The sequence below is a fragment of the Pseudomonas sp. DF5 genome, assembly GCF_058148225.1.
The window spans coordinates 153,283-175,488 of sequence record NZ_JBYVYM010000002.1; the positions used below are offsets into that span (position 1 = coordinate 153,283).

Consider the following 22,206-nt stretch of genomic DNA (forward strand, 5'->3'; position numbering starts at 1 on the left):
AAATCTCCAGAATGATCAGTTGGAATAAGGCGAGGTGTACGGGCTGACCGGCAGACTCATGGGGCCGCTGATGTCCTCGAACAGGTAACGCAAAGACAGGGCGCCGCTGAATTGTTGGTAGTCGTGGGCGTTGTCCAGGCCCAGATTGGCGCCCAGCAGGAAGTTCGAAGCGACCTTGTATTCAGCTGCCGCGGCGACGCTGTAGCCGATCCCGGTTTTGTTTTGCCCGGCATAACGCAGGCCCGAGGCCGCCTGCTGGGCTTTGTCGGTCGGGAAATAGTCGACACTGTCTTGCTCGAAATGCTGCACGCCGACCGAGCCCTTGACTTGATACGTCAAGCGCCCGGTGCGTTGTGCCCAAGTCACCGGTATGCCCAGGGCGAAGAACGTCTGCGGACTGAAATAGCCGCCGTGGCCATAGGTGAAATAGTCCTGATTGTTCGCGTAGCTGATGCCGGTCATGCTCAGGCCGACGGTCAGCTTGCTGTCCGTTGCATTTTGCATGTACCAGTAGATGCCGCTGCCCAGTTCACTGCGGCTGTTGGATTCGACATGGTTGCCCAATAGCTGGTGCCAGGAGGCGTAGCCATAGGCGCCGACTTCGCTGTCGTCATAGCTCAACTGGCCGCGCCCGCCGTTGGCGGTCACACCGCCCCAGGACTGCCCGCTGCGTTTGTCCGTGGTGCCGGCAAACGAGGTGACGCTGTCAGTCACCGGACGCCGGGAAACGCTCACCCCGTAGCGGACATTGGAGGAGTCGCTTATGGGGCGATCAACGCTGATGCCGCCCGTGGCGGTGGTGTATTTGAAGCCGAGCGGGGTGGTGCCGAGATCGGCCTTGAGCCCATCCGCGGGCCGTTGAATAGCGACGGAAAGACCGACACCCTCGGCTTTTTGCGAGCCGGCGCCTTCGCTCTGCGCACCGCTACCGAAGCGCTGCAGTGCTTCGCCGCTGGCACTGCCGGCGTTCAGCGAGACCGGTGTCACGCGCAGGGCGACGCGGCTTTCATCCAGCGGGATATTGATTTCCAGCGGCGTTTCAATATCGGTCAGTTTGCTCAACCCCGACTCACTGTTGTTGCTGCGAATGCTCACGCCCTGGGTGACGTAGGCACTGCGCTCCTGAAGGATTTTATTCAGCGCCAGTTGTGCGGGGCTGATGTCTTCACTCACCAGTGCTGCGCGCGGCAGCTGCGACTCGAATGGATTGCTCGCCTGCTGGGGCCTTGGCAGGGCGTCGATGCCAAAAGGGGTGTTAGACCTCACGCTGCCCGGCGTCTCCTGAGCCGGTGGCGGGATCGCTGCCAGCAAGGTGTCGCGACTGACCTCGCTACGTGGCCCCGACACCCCCGCAAAAGGGTTGGGTGCCACCGTCGAACCGGCCAGTTGGCCGCTCTGGCTTCTGCGTTTCTCGCTCTGTTCGATGGCCACTGCCTTGCGCAGCAGATCGGTCGCCGTGCCGGTCTTGCCCATGTTCTGGTAGAGGCGTGCGGCCTCGGTCAGCGTTTGAGGGTTACCGGATTCGGTCTTGAGCAGCTGTTGCAGTGCCTGTTCGGCAAAGCCTGTGTCATGTGCCAACACCGCCGCATCGGCGGCACCCAACAGCAGTTGCGGGTCGTTTGGCTGACGTTGTAACAACGGTTTGTAGAGTTCGAGGGCTTTTGCCGTGTCACCGTTGGCCGAATACATTCGCGCCAGCGCCGCGACGGCGGCGCTGTCACCGGGACGTTGCGCCAGTGCGGGCGCCAGCGTGTCATAAGCGCTGGCCAGATTGCCTTGTTCGCGTAGATGGTCAGCCTGGCGGATGCGATAGAGATGGAGCAGGTCATCGAAACGCTTGCGAGTCGGCGCGTTCAAGGGTTTGTTCTGAAGGTCGCGCAGAATCTCGTTGACCTGCGCGTCTTCTCCGGACTCAAGCAGGACCGCCGCGTATTGCAGGATGAAGTCCGCCGAGGGCGCAGGGGTGTGTTGCAACTGGCCGCGCATGAGGGCCAGCGCTCGGGTCGGCTCGCCGATGTCGACGTAGGCCGAGGCCAGGCTTGCCGTGCGATCTGGGCTGTTGTTGGCCATCGGCTGAATACGATCGAGCAAGGTCAGGGCTTCCTGACGCTGTCCGCGCTTGCCCAACCCGATCGCCTGGCTGAGTTGCAGGTTGAGGTTGACATCAGCGGCCAGTGCTTCCATGTCCGGGGTGCGCTGGTCGGGGCGCAAGCGTCCCAAGGTTGCCTGGGCGGCTTTCCACTCACCCATCTGGACCGACAGCAAGGCGCTGACGTAAAGCGCATCGGCATTGTCGGGGTGGGCCTGGAGCATGGTGTTGATCAGGTCCCGAGCCTTTTGCGGTTCGCCCATTGCCAGGTTCAGGCGGGCCAGGGCGAAACGTGTCCAGATGTTGTCCGGTTCGTAGCGCAGCGCGTCTTGCAAGGCGTTACGCGCAGCGGGCAGGTCGTTGCGTTGTTCGGCGAGGGCGGCCAGTTGCGTCGCGCGCAAGGCTTGCAGGCGTGCGGACTGGCCGGTCTTTGCCTGTCCGGTGGCTGGCAGGCTGTTGATCAGTTGCAGGGCTTCATCGTTCTTGCCGCTCTTGAGCAGCACATTGACCAACCCTTCCTGTGCTCGAGGGTCGTCGCGGCGCAGATTCAAAACTTGCCGATAGTTGCGCTGAGCGTCATCGAACTGGCCCGCGCTGGCCTGATTATCCGCCAGGGCGAGGAGAGCATCCGCCCCGTTTGGATTCTGCCGCAGCGCCTGGTTCACCAAGGCCTGTGCCTGGGCTGTCTGGCCTTTGGCCTGGGCATCGCGGGCTTGCTGCAACGCAGACCAGTAGCGCACTTCGTTCAGTGCCACTTGCCAGTGGCTGCCGTTGTGTTGTCGCGTGGCCTGACCCAGGAGCTTTTCCGCTTCGGCCAGTCGCTGTTGCTGCTGGCGAATAACCCCAAGGCCGCCCAGCGCGTCAGCGTCATCGGGCTGGGTTTTCAAGCGTGCTTGAAACGCCTGTTCGGCGGTGGCCTGATCGCCTGCTTTGAGCGCCTTCAGGCCGCGCGCGACTTCGGCGGGCGGTTGCCATTCCTTGCTGGCCGTCGTTGCCGGCTGTTGCTTGCCCTTGTTCATCTGCGCGCGGATTTCCACGTCATCCGGATGCGTCTTGAGGTACGCCTCGAACAACGGTACTTGTGCCGGATTGGGCGGACCGATCCAGGTCAGTGCCAGGCGCCAGCTTTCGTCGGCATCACCGGCAATGTCGGTAAGCTGGGTCAGCGCGGCCAGTGCACGAATGCCCTCGGCACGGCTGTCTTCACGACGGACCAGATGTTTGGCGTAAAACAGCGCGACGATCGAGTCGTTGGGCATCTCACGTTGCAGGCGCTGGAACCCGCTGCGTGCTTCAGCCCAGTCAGCCTGATTGAAGGCCAGGTTGTTGTAATACTCGCGGCCGATCGTACCTTGAGGTGGGCGGCCATCGAACAGCGAGCGAAACACGGCGGTCGCCTTGTCACGCTCACCGGCATCGACGAGGCGCCGAGCCTCTTCCAGGCGCTGCTGGTTCTGCGGTTGGGCCACGCCGATGTCCTGCGCCAATTGCAGAGCCTGCCGAGGCGTTGGCAGGATGGCTTGCAAGCGGGCGAGGTATTGCTGCGCCTGTTGTGGCTTGCCCTGTTGCACGCCGATCAAGCCCAGGCCATAGAGTGCGTCAACCTGGACCGGGTCCAGCAACAGGACTTTCTGCCAGACTTCCGCAGCGCGTTGAGGGTTGTTGTGCGACTGCCAGTACTGCCCTTGCTCGACGAGTAACGTCTGTGGCGTCGGACTTTGAGCGTGTGCAGCCGCCGTCCAGGCGCTCATGACGGCGATGGCTAGCGTGCGGTGGTGCGCGTGCATGCGGTCTCCCAGGAGAGTTTCAGCGTTCCGTCTTCCCGGAATCGGTAATGTTTATCTGCCCAGCCGAGCGCGAACAGGCTAAGCATGAAGTTGTAGTAACGCGGCGGACTGGCGTCGGTATCAGGCCTGGCCAGCGCCTCTTGCAAGGCGAGCTCCACGCGCTGTCGTTGTTGATCGGCCAACCGGGGATGCCCCTTGGCCTCAAGGTAGGGAATCAGTGCAGCCCAGAATCCGAACGGGCTCTGACCCTGAACACTGCCGTGGAGAATTCGGACTGTTTCCGGGGGGGAGCCCGTCGCGACAGTGCTGCGGGCCATGCCGTCCAGCCGTTTGAGCAGGAGCGCTGCCAGCGGTTCGGAGGTGTCACTCATGCCCAGCCAGAGGTACGCGCGAATGGCATCGTAGCTGCCCGTGTCGCCGTTGATCGGGTCGCTGACGAAGACACCCGATTGCGCTGAAGTGCCTTGATAACCGACCCAGTCAGCGACAAAACCGTGGTGGCTTGATTGGGCAATCATCGTCGCGGTGTTGTTGGCAATCGCTTGCCAGGGCCCGTTGGGAGCTTCCTTGGCCAGCCGCCGTAACAGTGGCAGTGGCAGGTAGCTGGGGTTCAGGCGCCAGAGAGCATCCGGCAGGATGAAGCCCTGTGGTCCAGGCAATACCATCGGACCCAGCCCGGGCAGCGTGACGACCAATTGCGCTTCAATCGTCGCCATCAGGTGCAGTGCATCCTGGCGATAGTCCGGCCGATGCCACAGGCGTGCGGCTTCGAGCAGGGCGTAGGCGATCCACAGGTCGGCGTCGGCGGCCGAGTTGGCGTCTTGCAGGCGCCACTGACCGTCCGTGCCTTGCCCCCATAACCAGCCCGGCAGGCGTGTGGTGGTGGCGGAGCCGGCGAGGTTGGCTGATGTCCAGCGCCAGAGTTTGTCAAAGCGTGGCTGATCGTTGCCGATCAGTGCGAAGAGCATGCCGTAGGACTGCCCTTCAGACGTGCTGTGATTGTTCTCCAGGCTCGATTCCAGAACCCGGCCGTCGGCCTGGACGAAGCGCGTTGCATAGGTTTGCCACAGTGGCCAGGCCGGCAACTCACAGGGAGTTGTAGCGGCTATTGCAGGCACCGGCAGGGCGAGCGCAAGCACAACGCTCAACCTGCGCGCGTTATCGCGCAGGCATTGGCGAAGTGAAACTCTCGGGCTGCTCATGGACGACACAGGCATGCGCGGCTTATTGACCAAGGCGACGTTTGGCCCGTAGGCGCAGGGCCAGGTAGGTCATCGAAGCAAACAACAGGACCCCGAGGAGCGTGAACAGCATGAGCGCCATTACGTTTTGCGAGAGGTACCACTGCAGATAGCGCAATGGCCCCAGGCTCCCGACGTAGTAATCCTGTTCGGCGACCAGCGATTTGACATGTTTGCCCTTGACCACCACCAGACTGCCTTGCAACTCGTGGGCGTTTTCTTCGCTGCTGAGCAGGGCGTTGGTCACGTCGGCCAAGCCGTTGGGCCTTGCGCTGGCGATAAACACCACACTGCGCCCACTCTTGAGTGGCGATTCGAATCCAGTCAGATAAGCACTGCCGTCGTCAGCGCTGAATCTGAAGCTGCTGCGTGCTTCACGCAGATTGGTTTTCGTATCCGGGCTGATCCAGTTGCGCAGACGCAAGGGCAGGTCAGACAGTTCAAAGTACTGCGCAGCAGCTTCGTCCTTGGCCGGCAGCAGGCTTTGCCATTGCTCCAGCAGCGGCTGATTGTTACCCGAGGCGAGCACCAGCAAATCCCGGTCGCGTTGCTCGGCCACCTGGTCGGCGTGGACCACCTTGACGCCGGTGGCCGGATAACCGGTGGAGTCGCCGAAGCGGCCCAGCACGGTCAGATAGGCGCTCAGATCGGCCGGGCCTGGCTCATTGGGCAGGATCACCGATGTTTCAGAAAGGTCGGCCATGCGGGTGAACGGGAAGCCGCTGTCCTTGAACACCCCGAGGTTGGGCATGGCCATGAAGTGTTCGTATTGGCTGAGGTCCAGGGTCGAGTCCGGGTCGATCACACCGCGCATGTTGTCGATGATGATGTCGCGGCAGTCGCCCTGTTTGATGTAGTCATACATAAAGCGAAATTGCAGGCGTGATTGCAGCGCTACGGAATTGAGCGGCAACAGCATGCGCGACGTGCGGGCCAGGCTGTCGTCGGTTTTGAGCATCGCCAGCAGGCTGTCGCTGTTGCCGAGTTTCTCGATCGAAGGCAGATCGATCGACTTGATGAAGGTATCGTTGAAGTTGACCAGCAACGAGGAATTGGTCGAGACCGGCTGCGGCGTATAGCGGTATTTCAGGTCAAGTTGTGCGCCGGGCTCACGCCAGTTGAACAGGTCGGGTGGCAAGCGCAGCGCAACCGTCATTTGTCCCGGGTTGTAACCTGACACATTGAGTTCTGCGGGGTTCGCCAGTTCACCCAGGCGAACCGGGCGGTCGGAGGGCAGCCAGTTAGGCGCGTCGTACGGTCGGCGTGGCTTGAGCGAGTCGATCCGGTCGATCACCACGCTGTGCCCGGAAAAAGCCGAGCCACCGAGGGCCAGTGCTGTCGCGGCGACCTTGAGGTCGGCGCCATCGCGCCCGGAGACGATCAACAGTTTGCCCTGAGCATCATTCGGGTTGCTCACGAGTGTCAATGTCGGCCCCGTGGCTTCTTTGATCGGTAAGCCACTCAAGGCCGTTGATTCGTTGCCGCTGACAAACACCACGGCGTTGCCTTTGGCCGGCAGGCTGGTGAGGCTGGCGGGGAAGGTTGCGCCGCGGTAGCTGGCCAGGGCGCCAAACCAGGACGACAGGATACCGGCGGCCTCAAGCTCAGGGCCACCCGGACGCGCAGTGAACACGAAGGGCAGCTTCAGGGGCGAAGCATCTCGACGATCGAACAAGGGCAGAGGCAGAGCGGACAGGTCGTTGGGCTGCTTAATCGAGGACACCTGGAGGCTCAGCTGGCTCTCGTTGCCGATCTTGGCCCACAGGCTGGAGTGCAGAGGGTCTTCACATTGCATCGTATAGTGACCGATGAACTGCAGGCTGAGCCGGTTGAATTCGGTGATGGTCTGCGGCGGAATCTGCACGGTCCGGGTCTGCAATTTACCGGCCTCTTCTTTCGGCAGGGGCAGGCTGGCAGCCACTTGATCGTTGATCAGCACGTTGATTTGCGAAAGGTCGGCCAGCAGCGCCGGCGAGTAGCTGTACTGCAGTGTGACCTGCGCAGCCGTGACGACTTCATCGGCACGCACATCGAAACTCACACTGTCGGTAGCCTCCACGCCTTTAAGGTTCATCGAATAGCTTTTGCCCAGCTCCTTGAGGGTGCGGGTATAGCTGTTGCTCGGGGCATCGGTCCCGGGCATCGATGCGACCGGCATCACCGCGGGCTCCGTGGTGCTGACTTGGGCGGTAGCACTCAACGCCCAGCCACTCCAGCCCACTAGCGAGCAGGCAAGCAGCATGAGTGAGTGACGAGGAAAAAAGGTCTGGCGAGTGGAGGGCTTCAAGATCGTTGCGTGTCCGCGGTGGAGTCGATGGGTGATGGAGCGTCCGGGCGTTTGCGCAGCAGCGCCTGGCTGTCCTTAAGGGTTGCGACGAACAGGCGCAGGATGGCGCGCAAGCCAATGCTGCTGACCTCGCGCAACGCCGACATTGGCGCGTCGAGGCGGCCGTTACCCCAGGTGTTGGCCCAGGTATCGGCCCGTGAAAAAGTCAGTCGCACCAGCTCACTTTGCTGGCGCAGGGTCAAAGCCTCGAATTTCACGCCTGCCACGTTGTCGTTGCTGAAGATCGTTGTGGCGGGGAAGAGGCTTGAGGGAGGTGTGCGCAGAATGCACAGCCGCAGCTTCTCTTTGGCGCTGAGCTGAACCTGCGGTGGCAGTGCCAGACCCACGCCGTTTTGCGAGAAATCCCGGGTTATGCAATCGAACGATGTGCCGTCTTCGCGATAGACGCGCACGGGTAGATCCGCGGGCACCCTGGGCTCGTTGCGCACCTGAGAGGACTCAGTGGCCACCGCCACGGCGGTGCTGACGATGATGATGTTGTACACGGTCCAGATCAGGTTGATCAGCAGGGTAGTGACCTCGGCCGAATCACTCCCGACCAGTTTCACCACGCCGATCGCCAGACCGATCATGTTCAAGGTCAGCAGGACGATGTAAGGCCGCGCGAGCTTCCAGTTGAAATAGTCCTTTTCGACGGTGCCGCCCTTGTCGGTTACGTTGAATTTGCCCAGCGAAGGGCTGATCAGGGCCAGGAGTACCGGTCGCATGATGTGCCAGGCCAACACCGACTCATACACTTCGTTCCAGAAGGAATGGCGGAAGCGCCCCTGGATGCTGGAGTTGGTCAGGCTGGAATGGAAAATATGCGGCAGAACATAGACCGTGACCATCAACGCCGAGGCATGGAAAATCTGCGCATCGAAAAACAGGTAGGCCAATGGTGCGGTCAAGAACACCAGACGGGGCAGGCTGTAGAAAAAGTGCATCATGGCGTTGAGGTAGCAGATGCGCTGCCCCAGGTTCAGTCCTTTGCCAAACAAGGGATTGTCGGTCCGAAAAATCTGCACCATGCCCCGCGCCCAGCGTATGCGCTGGCTGATGTGTCGGGAAAGGCTTTCGGTGGCCAGTCCCGCCGCTTGTGGAATGGCGAGGTAAGCGGTGTTGAAACCACGGCGATTGAGCTTGAGTGCCGTGTGCGCATCTTCGGTCACGGTCTCGGTGGCGATGCCGCCGACTTCCAACAAGTGAGTCCGCCGGATGACCGCGCAGGACCCACAGAAAAATGCCGCGTTCCACAGGTCGTTGCCGTCCTGCACCAGGCCGTAGAACAGCTCACCTTCATTGGGTACCGAGCGAAAGGTATCGAGGTTTTTTTCGAACGGATCGGGTGAGTAGAAAAAGTGCGGCGTTTGCAGCAACGCCAGGTTCGGGTCCTTTAGAAACCAGCCCATGGTGATTTGCAGGAAGGAGCGGGTGGGCACGTGGTCGGCGTCGAATACGGCAATGAACTCGCCATCGGTGACCTTGAGTGCCTCGTTGAGATTGCCGGCCTTGGCATGTCGATTGTTGTCGCGGGTGATGTAGTTGACACCAATCTTCTGACAGAAAGCCTTGAATTCCTCCCGGCGTCCGTCATCGAGCACGTGCACCCGCAGTTTGCCCTCTGGCCAGTCAATGGCCTGAGCCGCGAGTACCACCAGTTTGACGATACCCAATGCTTCGTTATAGGTGGGAATGAACACATCCACTGTCGGCCATTCGGCGGGTGGCTGTTGCAGAAACTGCGGCTTGCGGTGCAGGGGCCAGGCGGTCTGTACATAGCCGAAAACCAGGACAAGCAGGGCATACAGTTCGGCCAGCACCAGCCCGTAGCCAAATACGGCATCCTGCCAGCTGTCGAAGTCCAGGGTTTCGGACAGGCGCCAGTACATGTAACGCAACGAAGCGATCAGCGAGAGGGTGATCAGGGTCAGGATTGCCAGACGCCCGGTTTGCTTGCGGATGATCAGGCTGGCGGCAAAACAGACTGAGGCAAACGCGGCTTGGGAATACAGATTCTGCGGTGCAGTGAGGATACCCAGCACCAACAATGCTGCAATCAGCCCGCCTGAGATTTTCAGGCCCAGGCGCCAACGCAGGGGCCATTGACTGAAGCGATCCTGGAAGCTATCCAGCAGCTTCTGCAACCACCAGGTCTTTGCAGGTAGCTGATTCAGCTGGACGGTCATGGCGTGCCCTGCTGGCTGGAAGCATCCGCGAACAGCAGGGCATGGACCGCGCCTGATAGCGACAGAATGTCCTGACAGCCAACGCTCTCAGGTGCGTACTGCAGCAGGTCCCGACCATAGGCCAGCGACTCGTTGAACTGGTGATCGAGGCGAATCGTCCCGATCAGGTTAGCGCCGAGCCGTCGCTGAAACAGCACGCCCATGTCCCTGCTGAACGCACGGGAGTTATCCCGTTGGTTGAGCACATACCGCTGCCGCTGTGCGCGTCGCGGGCTGGTTTCCAGCCACTGGGTCATGGTGTCCAGTGCCAGGTAGGAGGCCGCGTCGGCCACCGTCATCACCAGCACCAGATCGGCGGCGTCGAGTGCCTGTTGCGAATAGACGGTCGCACCCGAAGGCGTATCCAGGATCACGGTATCGTTTTCGCTGAGGTTCATCGACGCAAGGTGCTGATTCAACCAGTCAGCATCTTCAAGCAGCATCTGCCTGAGCAATCGGCGATCGTTCAGCTCGCCAGTGCCGAAGGGCAGGCACTCACTGTCGCTAAAGCCCGGCAGGCGATGAGCGCCCCAGTCGGCGTCCTGCTCTTTGAGTTGGATCAGCCCGGGAGCCGGCCTGGTGATACCCAAGTGGCTGGACAGCGCGTTCTGAGGGTCCAGATCAATCGCGATGACTCGCCCGCCAGGGTGCCGAAGTGTTTTCGCGAGGCCAGCGGCGACGGTGCTTTTACCCACCCCACCATTCGCTGAAACGATGGCAATGACCTTCGCCTTGGTCCGCTTGCGAATCGTTTCTGGCAGACCGTCTCGGCGAACCTGGTTGAGTTCACGCAACAGGTCGCTCAAACGCTGACGGTCACCCGTAGCGGAACTCGCAGGTGGTTCGGTCAGGGGAGGGGATTTGGGCGATGGTGGCGAGAGGACAGTGTTTTTCACCGGCTCGACCGGCGGTTCTGGCTCAGCCACCGCAGGTATAACCGGGTCGTCTTTGAAATCTTTATAGTTTGGTTGTATTTCCTGGTAAGTCTCTGCATTGGCGCCAAAACGTGTAAAGAGTTTCGTAATGTCATCTACATATTTCATGCGTTGTACCAGGGATGAAATAACTTAGAAACTCAGCATTCCATTAACTTGACAAAGTTGATGTGTTGTCTAGGTGTTGGCAGAGTGCCATTAATTTAGGGTTTCCATGTAGGCGTGTCAATGATTGTTATAAAAAGTCAGCGAGTTCGTCTGGGTGTTATTAGAGTGTTGTGAAGTTTGTGGAAAGTGTGAATATTAAAATTCGCCCAATAATAACTGTCCAATGAGGAGTGGTGCGGTAAGTGCGTTTATTGGAAGAAATAATTTCCGAGTATTCCTGCTTCAGGAATAAAAATCTCTTCGATTTCAATGTGGCGAAGTGTGAGTCTTGTTTTCCGCCAAAGGTATTGTTCTATTGACTTCCGTTGAAGTCTGTGATGGTTGAAAAAAGAGACTTCAGTCTCTTTTTATGTTCACCAAGTTTCACCACTTCTGACGCAAATGTATCTCTGTGTATCCAGGCCGCATGCCGATACGGACTGTTTCTTTTATGGGCGGTTGGTGACACATCCGGGATACCTGATCGGCGTCAAATGAACTCCATCGAGACATTGCTCAATAGTTCAACCACCCAAGGAGTTTCCAATGAAAAAAGTAATGGCCGCTCTGGCCTGCACCGTTAGCCTGATCATCGGCGCCAACGCGTCGGCGCAAACTGAAAAGCCTACTGTCGTTCTCGTACACGGCGCCTTTGCCGATGCTTCGAGTTGGAATGGCGTGGTGAAGATCCTCGAAAAAGATGGATACCCTGTTGTGGCCGCCGCCAATCCATTGCGCAGTGTGAAGAGCGATGGTGCTGCTGTTTCTGCGTTGCTCGATGGCATCAAGTCGCCTGTTGTGCTGGTCGGCCACTCCTACGGTGGCAACGTCATCAGCGAAGCGGCCAACGACCATGCCAATGTAAAGGCACTTGTTTACGTCGCCGCCTTCGCGCCCGAGGCGGGCGAAACGGTCGCCGGGCTAGCCGGCAAATTCCCGGGGAGTACCCTCGGCCCAGCCCTCGCAGCGCCTGTCGCACTGGCTGATGGTGGCAAGGATTTGTACATCCAGCAGGACAAGTTTCACGATCAGTTCGCCGCTGACGTCCCCGCCGCACAGGCGGCATTGATGGCGGCGACTCAGCGTCCGGTCACCGAAGCAGCGCTGAATGAGCAGTCAGGTTCACCTGCCTGGAAGCACATTCCATCCTGGTACATCTATGGCGACAAGGACAAGAACATTCCACCGCAAGCCATGGAATTCATGGCCAAGCGAGCCGAGGCCAAGGTGGTGAAAGTCGTTAAAGGGGCTTCCCATGTCGTGATGGTTTCAAATCCGGAGCCGGTAGCCCGGCTGATTGAAAAAGCGGCTGCGGCGATGTGATTCTTGCGCTTGTGAAGTGTAGGTAAGCAGAGGGTCAAGTATCGAATCAAGGCATCAAGTAAGGAGCTCATTTGTGCCTTGATCGATTTTCGAATGGGGCGTCGTCGGTAGATCAGTCAGCCGGTGACCCCCCCTGCGCCGATCTGTTTAACCCCTTAGAACCAATAATGCAGGCCGAGCATCAATGACTGGGCGCTGTAGTCAGTACGAACATCGCCTTGGGGCAGGCCCTGAATGTCACCGAAGTGCGCATCGCGAGTCTTGAGGTATCGATAGTCCAGGGACATGGACCATTGTTCGGTGAGTTCGTAACCTACACCGGCGCCAAGTTGATAGGCCGATACGGTGTCGCGATGAGTGCCGCCGAACTGGACACCGCCGGCTTCCAGGCCACTGACCGACAGAGTGGTGTAACCCAGGCCGCCGCCGATATAAGGGGTGAACCGACTGAAGGGTGCTGGCAGGTTCAGGACGTCATACCAGAGGTTCGCCATCACGCTGGTGGCTTCCTCTTCGCCTTTGCCGTCGATGCTTCCGCCGCCTTCATAGACCCGGTGATTGAACTGGGTCAGGGTGTTTTTGCGGTAGCTGAGTTCCACTTCAGGCCGCAGCCCCATGGGGAATCGCCAGCCGAGTGCCAGTCCGGTGGCGTAGCCGGAGTCTAGTGGTTGGTTGAACTCCATTTCGACAAAGTCAAGGTTGTTCTGGTTAAGGTCCTGCGGAGCCACCCAGTTCAGACCACCCATGACACTGACGTAGGGGCCGAGCGTGTCGGCGGAACTGGACTCAGGGGCAATAAGGCCCATGCCAATGACGCCCATCACGAGATACTGAGGTTTTTTAAATAGGTTCATGCTCGGTCCGAAGTGTGCCGTTATCGATAAGTAAGCGGGGGGTGTTAGGGAGCGAGCGTTCAACACGCTCCCTCCCGGGATATCTCATACACGGTGCAAATGCTTTCCAGGCTTTTCGAGCGCTGCGGTACTGATGGCATTCGCTCGTTGTTCAGCCAAAGTGCACAGGTTGCGCAGTGCGGTGGTCATTGCCGCGGTCAGCATTTTGCGTAGCAGCCCGCGGTATAAAAAACTCAAGGGGCCAGAGATCTTCGCGCTATGGATGACCTGGGTTTCATCCGGGGAAAGCCTGCGCAACTGGTGATCGAACTCAAGGTCGATCCAAAGCAGTTTTGCTGTGTTCCGGTAGCTTTCATGCAGCTTCACGGCTTCCAGTTTCAGCGGCATGTTCAGGCCATTTTTGAGGACGCATTTGCCTCGCACTCCAGGTTGAAACGGGCCATTGAGTTCACAATGGCGGACGTCGGTATCCCATAACGGCGCTTCTGAAAAGTTGCTCCAGATCTTCCATATTTCAGCGCGCGGCGATTTGACTATGACTTGCACTTTTACATCGTTCACGGCGACACCTTGGTAGTTGGGGGCACGGTCATGCGGGAGAGTGGGATCACTTGAGTGCCTCAGGCAGCGGGTGCTGATTGACTCAGCACCTGAGCTGTAATACTCGCTTGACCGATTTTTTCGCCCCGGTTGAACAGGTCGATATAAATGCGGTTGGTTTTGAACGGCTGCTGTGCGTCAAAACCGGCTTGCGGTGCCAATGACAGCGGACTGTTCCTGGGGATTGGTCGATCCAGGGTGAAACTCAAGGCCAGCAGGTTCATCGGGGTGTTGAGTGGAATCCGCAGATGACTGTGGGCAATCTGCATGTAGCACTGACGGGCAACTTCGAGGAAATACACCATCGAATAGTGCTCGGGGTCGCCCTCCTGGAAGAAGTGCTCATCCGGCAGTTTGAGCGTGTCCACGCTCAAGCCCTGAGCGATGCCGCTCATGTCACTGACGATGACGTTTTCTTCCCTGGCCTTGTGCAGCAAGGCCTTGTCACGGCAGCGAGTGGCCGTGAACTCGCCGGCGGGCGATTTCTCGAACGCCGAGCTGTAGGCCATCCCAAGGACGCAGGTGCACATCAGCTTTCCGGCTTGCATGACCTTGGCATTGAACACCTGGGAGTCTTTTTCCTGTTCCAGATGCAGATCAATCACACCCTCCTTTTGTACGTATTGCTGGAACTTGATATTCAGGGTTTTGACATACGCGACTCGCCCACTCAGTGGCGGCATGGCGAGTTCAATCAGTTGCAACACGCCCTCGAGCAATAGAATGCCGGGGATGTGATCAAGAGGGTGATCGAAGAAATAAGGGTGCGCTTCATTCACCACGAGCTGGGCACGCAGTGACTGGGGGCCGCGCTGGACGTTGGTGATTACGACGTTTTCCGGGCAACGTTGCCAGTGCGCCGGGCGCTGGACTTCAGTGCCACGGTGCAGGGCGAAAAGACTCTCCATGGCGCGAACCCGGACACGCAACCCTGAGAGCAGGGTGTTGGTCAGCATGTCGCTGAGTTGCAGCACATCGACGCCGTCGTTTTGTGGCTCGCGGACAAGGCTGACAGGACGGGCAGGCGGGATCACCGGTTGCAGTTCATGGTGGGCCGAGTGAGCAAAACGCAGGGTAAAGGGATGCTTGATGGCAGGAGCGGGTTCGGCCGCAGTGCTCCATTCCCGAAGCTTTTCAGTAAACAACCACATCACTGCCTTGCCGGCTTCGCGAACCTCGATCACCGTGTGAGCCGATGCACTCAACATCACCGCCAGCAGGGTTTCGATACCACTGGCTTCAGCCAGGAAACCGGTAATCTCTTGCAGAGATCCACTGGCATGAGTCGCGTCAGGTTGCAGCTCGCAGACTTCAATGTTCTGGTATTGACTCCGCTCTTTGCCCAGCAGTTGGCAAGCCTCTTCCAGCGAGTTCGCGGCATGGGCGAGGACCGCCGCGCGGATCACCAGTAAAGGTTTGTCGCTGGCCTCGGGTTGATAAGGACGCAGCGCAATCAGCCCCAGTCCTTCACCTTGCACCGTCGCTGAATGTCGGGCGCGCTCGATCTCGATTTCACCGCTGATAAAGCGTCCTGCACCGAGCAACAGCGTGGTTATGCCGTTCTTGAACCATTGCTGCGATGCCAGCAAGGTTTGCCAGAACAGACCCGGGGTGCCGACCAGTGTTTGATGGAAACCCTTGAAGTCAAAAATTTGCGTCGGGTAGCCGGACAACATGTTCGGCAACATGGTTGCCACGTCCGCTACCTCCACGCCCGGTGGCGTGCCTTGGGCCTGGGAGTAGAAGGTGTGAGCGCTGCTGTACGCATTGCTGAAGCGCTCCCCACCCATGTTGCAGCACATGACCATCGCGGTGCCGGATGAACCGGCCACACCCGGCAGGCGTCGCAGTAAATGGTTGACGCGATCGGTGATCAACAGCTTGAACGGATCGACATGTGCCAGAGGTTTGGGGCCCATGCCGAAACCATCGATATCAATGACGCTATCTTGCGCCAGGAATTTTCCCAGTAACGGTTGGCCCGGGGCAGGGGTGTAATCAACGAAACGCCCATAAGGGAAGCTGACTGATGGCGCTGCTGGCCGATCGAGCTGTTGCTTGAATGACTGCAATGAGCCGTGACTGCCGATCGCAGCTTCAGCCTCGACAATCGCAAGGTCCAGCATCAACACGCCGGGCTTGGCTAGAGGGGCGGCAGGGCGGTTGTCGGGAATATATTCATCTACCACCAGATGCGCATTGGCGCCGCCAAAACCGAAGCTGGAGATGCCGACACGGATCGCTGACTGACGATCCACGAGGGGCTGTATCTGCTTTGTGGCCAGGCGCAGGCTGGTCTCATCGACTTTTGTGCTGGTTCGGTAGTCGGGCTGAGGTGGAATCCCTTTGTGGCGCAATATCATCAACGCCTTGGCGAGCGAAGCGCCTCCGGCAGCGGCCAGTGGGTGGCCAATGACGGACTTGATCGAACCGATGGTGATTTTTTTGCCGTCTGTGCAGTGGGGGGCGAAGAAGCTGTTCAGCGAGTCCAGCTCTGTCGCATCACCCAGCGGAGTGCCGGTGCCATGGGTTTCGATGTAGTCCACGTCGTTGGGATCAAGACCGATATAAGCACGCTGGTAAGCCGTGTACTGGGCCTGTTTGCCAGGCGCAAACACTGAGCCTTCGGCGCCATCGGCGGACATGCCCAATGCCCGGATAACGCCCAGGGGACGACGTTGCGCAATCAGGGCTTGCGACACGGGTTCGACCAGAAACGCGACTGCACATTCGCCCGGCACAATGCCGTCGGCGTCCTGGCCGAACGCTTGCATTTGGGCCCGGGCGGAAAAGGCGGTCAGCTGCGAAAATCCCAGAAACAGCGCCGGTGGCAGCACGGTGTTCAGTGCCATGACAATCGCGTTATCCGCCTGTCCGCTATTGACCAGGGCCTGAGCCATATCGATTGCATAGGGGAACGAACTGCAGGCGGTGTCTACCGATAATGCCGGGCCACCCAAGGCAAAAGCCGCCGCCAGTTCAGCCACTTGTTCACCCGGCGTGTAGCCCTGTGGTGAGTCGGTTTTTCCGGACTTGCCGGTGACGAAATAACTCTCGTCACTCCAGGATGTCGCGACCACCAAAGCGGTGCGTTCCTTGATCAGTGCCGAGCCTTGTCCGGCAAGCTGGGAGAGCAGCGTCTGGAGTACCTTTTTGCCGATGGCGACCTGCCGTCCTTCATGCCGCGAAGGGATTGATGCGTCATCGGTCAGGCAAAAGGCACTGTCCAGGTAAACGCGATCCTTTTCACCTGTCTTCGCTGAATAGATTGACGCCTTATCCAGTTCCCAGCGTGTCAGCATCGAATTGATAGGCGCTATCTGTCCTTGCGACAGTAAATGCCAAAGCGCATCCGTTGACGGTGCCCCCGGAAACTCGCCAGCCATTGCGCTGAAGCAAAAGTCGCCCTCTGTTGTTACCGCGCCATTCATACCCTGTCTCCTGATTGCCAAAATGCTGGGTGATCTGTCCGATCACCCGGATTCCATGCCATTTTTTACAGCGGCTCAGTGCTTCAGCTCAGTCGTGCCAGAAGCGACAAGGCGTCCTGCGGCGTACGACGCGACATCAGGGCTTCACCGGCAAACTCGCTGGCGGAGCACTGTTGCGCCATTGATTGGCAGAGTGCTTCTCGGGCAAAACCGTTGAGCCCCAACTGCGCAAAGGGCGTCTCAACGTCGATCGACAGTGGCGCGTCCGGGATCAGAGGGGACAGGGAGTTGAAAAGCAGGTTGCTTGCCTGCCCTTGGGCGTCCGTTGCGGCAGGTGCTTGCACCTCGGTATCGGCTGTTGAGGTCGACTCGGGGGCGGCCAGCGCGGCTTTGATCAGGGCGATCGTTGCCTGCGGATACTTGGCGTTGGCCAGCTCAGTGCTGTTGGCCTTGAGTTGCGGCCACAATGCGACGACCGACTCCAGGAAGTCCAGCTGCACGAGGGAGTCCAGGCCCAGGCTTTCATAGCTTTGTTTTTGGTCGATCTGGTCAACCGTAAAACCGGTGATATTCGCCAGTTGTTCCAGTACCCATGCTTCGACATCCACGGCAGGTGCCTGCGGATCGGCTTCAAGTCGCGCCAGCAAGGCGGTAGGAGTGGGGGCATCAAAGAGCTGCGAGGTGAGCTCTTTCTTCTCCGGAAAGTGCTGGGCCAGGGATTCGAAAATATCGACCATGCCGAGAGAGTCGATACCCAGACTTTCGAAACTTTGATCGAAGTCGATTTGTTCTTTTTTAAATCCGGTGACCGTACTTATTTCGGCGCGCAACCATTGCCCGTAGTTGAGTGCGGGCGTTTGTTCCGCAACAGGTGCCGATTCCAGTATTACCGGATTCGAGTGTACGGGCTCCAGCACCGCAAGGTTTTTATTGACGGGGGCTTCAATCCCATTGGCATAAACGCCCTCGAGGACTTGTTGATGAGCATTGAAATAATGCGCCGTGACGGATTCGGCCTGCTCCAGCAAACGCATCAATATTGATTCCTTTGCGATGTTGGATTCGCACAGTGAATCAATGATCTTTTCTGAAAGAGAGAAATAGCTGTTGGCTATTTTTCCATTGGACACGATGAATTCCTGCACAACATCGTTGAGTTGGAAGCGCATGAGGTTCTCCTAACCAAAGTCGGTATGTTTTCTATAAATAAGAAATCAAAAAACATGGCCCAGGGTTGGGCCTTGTGTGAATCAATCAAGCAAACTGGCAGTAGCCATAGAGAGACTTAAAGTTGGAGTTCCACTGCGTCGATCTCGGAAGATGTTGTTTTTCTGGCTCCCTTGAGCAGCCCGGATCTTACGTTCAGATAAGTGAAGAGCGTTATTGCATCCGCGCCCTGGAAAGCGATGTAGCCGTCAGGACGAATCAGCATCAACGTGCCCGCTTTGGCGTGGTAACGCTTGTGCAGCCGCCAATCGGGGTCCAGCAACGTCGAGTGCCAGGAAGGCAGTTCGGCGCTACTCAGGGCATCGATAACGCAGTAAGCCTTGATGCCTGGGTAGTCTTTCTCTACCGATTCGGCCAGTGAGTAATAGCTTGGTAACACTGGGGAAAACTGATCGGCTGCGCTAAAAATCAACAGCGTGAACGTTCCATGGAACAAGTCGATCAAGCGCTTTGGCGGCATACCTTGCAGTTGCCACAATTCAACATCGGGAGCCAGTTGACCGGCGCGAGGCACGGACGTCTGGAATTCAGGTTTCTTGCCTTTTTTGTCCCAATTCATGCGCTGCTTTTTCGTCAGTGATTCCTGGATGTAATCACTCTTGCCATAGTGGTACTGATGACCGGAAATCATCGACGGCAGTTTGCGCTGAACCTTGCGCCTGTTGCTTAGCAGTGGCAGAACATTGTCGCGCAGCCAAACGAGCGCGCGATGCTTGACGGTAATCAGTCCGGTCAGTCGGTGTGCCGTGTTCTCGACTTCCAGGGCCACCGGGTAGCGCTCTTCGTTGTAGCTCTCCAGCAACGATGGGTCTGCCAGACCCTGGTCGACATAGGCCATTTTCCACGCCAGGTTATAGGCCTCGGAAACCCCCAGGTTCATCCATTGGCCACCGATCGGGCTGCCGATATGAGCCGAGTCGCCCACCAGAAACACAGAGCCTTGCTGCAGCGACTGCACGCGGCGATGTTGAAAAGAGGCGATGGTGGTCGACGAAATATTGGACAGCGTCATCTTTTGCCCGCGTCCTTCGCACAAGCGCTGAAAGTTCTCCAGACTCAAGGACGGGCGCTCGCCTTCTGGCGGCAAGTTGTAGGGCATTTCGATGAAAAGTCGATAACGGGATTGAGCGCTGATCGGCGCGACCGCCACATAACCGTCCTGTGCGCCCAGGAAGAAAGCGCCTTCGTCCTTGCTTCCAGACCACTCGATATCGGCGTCGGCGAGCATGAAGAAGCGGTCGTAGGACGATCCTTCGAAGGTCATATCAAGACGTTTTCTGATATTGCTGCGAGCACCGTCGCACGCGACCACCCAGCGACTGGAAAAGGATTCGTCGCTGCCGTCCGCATGATGAAGTGTCATCTGTACCGAGCCTGGCTGATTTTCTATATCGACCAGCTCGGTATTCCACTCGACATCTGCTCCTAATTCGTTCAGCCGCTCGAGCAGAATCTTCTCTGTCTGCGGCTGTGGCAGGCTGAGGAGCAGGGGATAGGTGGCGTCCAAGTAAGAGAAGTTGTAGTTCAGTACCCGTTTAGCGTTCGATTGCACCGAAAACTGGTTGATGGTGAACCCGTCGCCGATGGCCTGATCGGCAACTCCCAGATCTCGAAAAATTTCCAGGGTTCTGGAGTGGATGGCCATCGCTTTGGTAGCAGTCGAGGGACCGGCATTCTTTTCAATGATGCGAAAAGAGACGCCCCACTTCTTCAGCATGATCGCCAGGGACAGGCCAATTGGGCCGGCGCCTACGATCATGACTGTCGGGGTATTACCGGGTTGGCTGAAGTGTTTGGGGGCCAAAGTGCTCAGAGTGTTCATCGGTTAGTACCAGTTTCTGTAGAAGGGAGAGTTGGCAATGCCGAGCAGGGCATCGTCACCGGATGAATCTCCGTAGGCATAAATGTAAAAGTCATCAAGGTTGCTCAGGCAGCCTTTGAGTCGCGTGACTTTCTCTCTCTCAACACAGTTGGTACCTGATATTCCTCCGGTCAGTTTGTTCTTCGCCGTCGCCAGGCGGGTGCCGCAGACATAGTCAAAACCCGCTGCCTGGCCCCAGGGAATCAGGTAGTTTTCCGGCGAGTTGCTGACCAGCGCGGTGACATGCCCCATGGACTGATGCCATTGCAGCCGGCGCAGGGCCTCGGGCCGGAGCCAGAGTGGTAGCTGCTCGCTAATGAAATACTTGGCATGCTCGCGCTCTTGCTCAACGGACAGACCGCCCAGGTAACAGGCAATGAACGCCAGTCGGGCTTGCATCAACGGCGTGATGCCAAGGAGCACACTGAGCATTTTTGGCAGCAGGGGAATGATCCTGAGCCAGAACGATTTGGTTCCCACGATATAACGCATGTAGCGCCAGAACGTATGTCTGTCGGTCAATGTGCCGTCAAAGTCAAACACGGCCAATACCGGTTGTGTGCCATTAGCTTGCATGAATCTCTTCCTTGAGAGAGATGATCTCGATGGTTTTGGGTAACTTGAAGCTCGAGAGGTAGCGCGAGAGCAGGGTGGCGATAGCACTCTGGGTCAGGTCGCCGCTCCCTTCAACGCACAGGTGCAGTACATTGACCTCTTTGTTGTCCGGGACGATGTAGGCTTTCGCGCGCACCACGTCTGGATGCTTCAGGGCAATGGATTCGATTTCAGTCAGGTCGACCATTTGCGCTTTGATCTTCGAGATTCGCAGGCGTTGGCAATAGAAGAACACGTGTCCATCATCGTCGCGCCAGACCAGATCCCCCGTATGCAGCCAACCATCACGGAAGAACCGGGCATTGGCGTCCTCTGCATCGTTATAGCCGTCAATCACCATCGAGCCGCGAATCAACAGTTCGCCAATGCGGCCGGGCGTGACATCCTGTCCTTCAGCGTCGACGACCCGTAGTTCTACGCCGCTGATCGGTTGTCCCATGGCGCCACGATGGGTCTTGCCAATCGAGCTCTGGACAATCACTGGCATGCTTTCGGTCAATCCATAGCCTTGCAGTACCGGATTGCATCCCAGCAGCCTTCCCAGTTTCTCGGCTTCGTCTGCCGGTAGATGGCTGCCACCCGAATAAATCATCAGTTGCGGGTGCATCGGCAAAAGCGCGCCCTTGCGTTTGGCCAGTCGCGTATTGAAGTAACGAATGACGTCGGGCACCAGGCAGGCAAAGGTGACCTTATGCTGGGACAAGACTTCTGCCAGATCCCTGTTGAGCAGGGTGTTGGTCATTAACAGGGTGGCACCCACGCTTAACGGGAAAACCATCATCACGGACAATCCGAAGATGGCATACAACGGCAGCGTCACCAGGTGAACGGAGCCGACGCCTTGAAGATGAAACTGCTCATGCAGCCCATCGCTCGATTGCGTCAGGTCAAGGTAGCGGTGAGAAACGGCCAGCGGTTTACCGATACCCCGATAGGTGAACTGTACCGAGACAATCGGATTGCCCTCGGGTAATAACAAGGGCTCGGCTTGTCGGGGAAGTCGAGAATCCGCCGTTGCATTGTCGGGCAGGGGCGATGACGGCTCGCTTGTGGCATTCAACACCAGGGAGTGCTGAACGCCGTGGGCAGGCTGAAATGTCTCGCTATGCTGCTCGAACAGCGTTTCGGTCGTCACTACCAGCGTCGGCCTGGCGATGCTGATGACGCTGTTCATTTCGAATGGCGTCAGTTTGTAGTTGAGAATGACCGGAACTGCACCGCGCCCGATGATCGCCAAATAGTAAGCGATGAATTCCACCCCATTGGGTAGAACGAGCGCTACTTTGTCGCCCGGCTGCACATTTAATGCTGAGAGAGCGCCATTGCACTCTTCAGCCTTTATACGCAACTCACGGTAAGTGACGGTATCTTCTTCCGCGTCCAGATTCCTGATGGCAATGTGGTCGGGGAACGACTTTGAAAAACCGACGAAACGATGCAGAAAACCTTCTTTAGATGAAAGGCTTTTCATTTACCAACCTCTCTCAATCCTTGAATTTGGGGTTAGACAAAAAAGTACTACAGAGGCAGGCTATATATAAA

Annotated in this window: 13 protein-coding genes; 1 reads left to right on the forward strand and 12 read right to left on the reverse strand. The window is 58.1% G+C overall.

Translation table 11 applies throughout. From position 1 onward, the window contains the following. Nucleotides 1-15: 15 nt before the first annotated feature. The 5 genes from AC30D7_RS02725 to bcsQ are packed head-to-tail and all read right to left on the reverse strand — an operon-like array spanning nt 16 to nt 10,714. Nucleotides 16-3,876 carry a cellulose biosynthesis protein BcsC gene (locus AC30D7_RS02725; RefSeq protein WP_490132925.1) on the reverse strand — a complete coding sequence of 1,287 codons (3,861 nt, stop codon included), beginning with the start codon at nt 3,874-3,876 and terminating at the stop codon, nt 16-18. After that, a complete protein-coding gene (gene bcsZ, locus AC30D7_RS02730; RefSeq protein ID WP_490132926.1) occupies nt 3,852-5,093 on the reverse strand; it encodes a cellulose synthase complex periplasmic endoglucanase BcsZ in 1,242 nt (413 codons plus the stop codon). The genes AC30D7_RS02725 and bcsZ overlap by 25 nt, the downstream gene beginning before the upstream one ends. A gap of 7 nt (nt 5,094-5,100) precedes the next feature. Next, nucleotides 5,101-7,359: a cellulose biosynthesis cyclic di-GMP-binding regulatory protein BcsB gene (gene bcsB / locus AC30D7_RS02735; RefSeq protein WP_490132927.1), complete on the reverse strand. Its 2,259-nt coding sequence runs from the start codon at nt 7,357-7,359 to the stop codon at nt 5,101-5,103. A gap of 41 nt (nt 7,360-7,400) precedes the next feature. Then, complete coding sequence (gene bcsA, locus AC30D7_RS02740) at nt 7,401-9,632, reverse strand: UDP-forming cellulose synthase catalytic subunit (protein WP_490132928.1); 2,232 nt, start codon at nt 9,630-9,632, stop codon at nt 7,401-7,403. Continuing rightward, on the reverse strand, nt 9,629-10,714 hold the full coding sequence (bcsQ, locus tag AC30D7_RS02745; RefSeq protein ID WP_490132929.1) for a cellulose biosynthesis protein BcsQ: 1,086 nt from the start codon (nt 10,712-10,714) through the stop codon (nt 9,629-9,631). Before bcsQ ends, bcsA begins: the two co-directional genes overlap by 4 nt. A gap of 585 nt (nt 10,715-11,299) precedes the next feature. Here bcsQ and AC30D7_RS02750 point away from each other — a divergent pair. Continuing rightward, nucleotides 11,300-12,076: an alpha/beta fold hydrolase gene (locus AC30D7_RS02750; protein ID WP_490132930.1), complete on the forward strand. Its 777-nt coding sequence runs from the start codon at nt 11,300-11,302 to the stop codon at nt 12,074-12,076. A 155-nt stretch (nt 12,077-12,231) separates the two neighbouring features. On the opposite strand, the gene AC30D7_RS02755 is transcribed toward AC30D7_RS02750, so the two are convergent. From AC30D7_RS02755 to AC30D7_RS02785, 7 genes are all read right to left on the reverse strand, one after another. After that, nucleotides 12,232-12,930 carry an outer membrane protein gene (locus tag AC30D7_RS02755; RefSeq protein ID WP_490132931.1) on the reverse strand — a complete coding sequence of 233 codons (699 nt, stop codon included), beginning with the start codon at nt 12,928-12,930 and terminating at the stop codon, nt 12,232-12,234. Nucleotides 12,931-13,014: 84 nt separating this feature from the next. Next, nucleotides 13,015-13,491 carry an SRPBCC family protein gene (locus AC30D7_RS02760; RefSeq protein ID WP_490132932.1) on the reverse strand — a complete coding sequence of 159 codons (477 nt, stop codon included), beginning with the start codon at nt 13,489-13,491 and terminating at the stop codon, nt 13,015-13,017. 59 nt (nt 13,492-13,550) lie between these two features. Next, nucleotides 13,551-16,961, reverse strand: a complete 3,411-nt coding sequence (locus AC30D7_RS02765; protein WP_490132933.1) for a beta-ketoacyl synthase N-terminal-like domain-containing protein — start codon at nt 16,959-16,961, stop codon at nt 13,551-13,553. An 83-nt stretch (nt 16,962-17,044) separates the two neighbouring features. Beyond that, nucleotides 17,045-18,130: an acyl carrier protein gene (locus AC30D7_RS02770; protein WP_490132934.1), complete on the reverse strand. Its 1,086-nt coding sequence runs from the start codon at nt 18,128-18,130 to the stop codon at nt 17,045-17,047. A gap of 116 nt (nt 18,131-18,246) precedes the next feature. After that, nucleotides 18,247-20,010, reverse strand: coding sequence for an FAD-dependent monooxygenase (locus AC30D7_RS02775; RefSeq protein ID WP_490132935.1), 1,764 nt, complete (start codon nt 20,008-20,010; stop codon nt 18,247-18,249). Between the two features lie 3 nt (nt 20,011-20,013). Continuing rightward, the gene (locus tag AC30D7_RS02780) at nt 20,014-20,625 is read right to left on the reverse strand and encodes an HAD-IB family hydrolase (RefSeq protein WP_490132936.1); all 612 of its coding nucleotides are present in this window, start codon (nt 20,623-20,625) and stop codon (nt 20,014-20,016) included. Then, on the reverse strand, nt 20,615-22,135 hold the full coding sequence (locus AC30D7_RS02785) for a class I adenylate-forming enzyme family protein (protein WP_490132937.1): 1,521 nt from the start codon (nt 22,133-22,135) through the stop codon (nt 20,615-20,617). Before AC30D7_RS02785 ends, AC30D7_RS02780 begins: the two co-directional genes overlap by 11 nt. Nucleotides 22,136-22,206 lie beyond the last annotated feature (71 nt).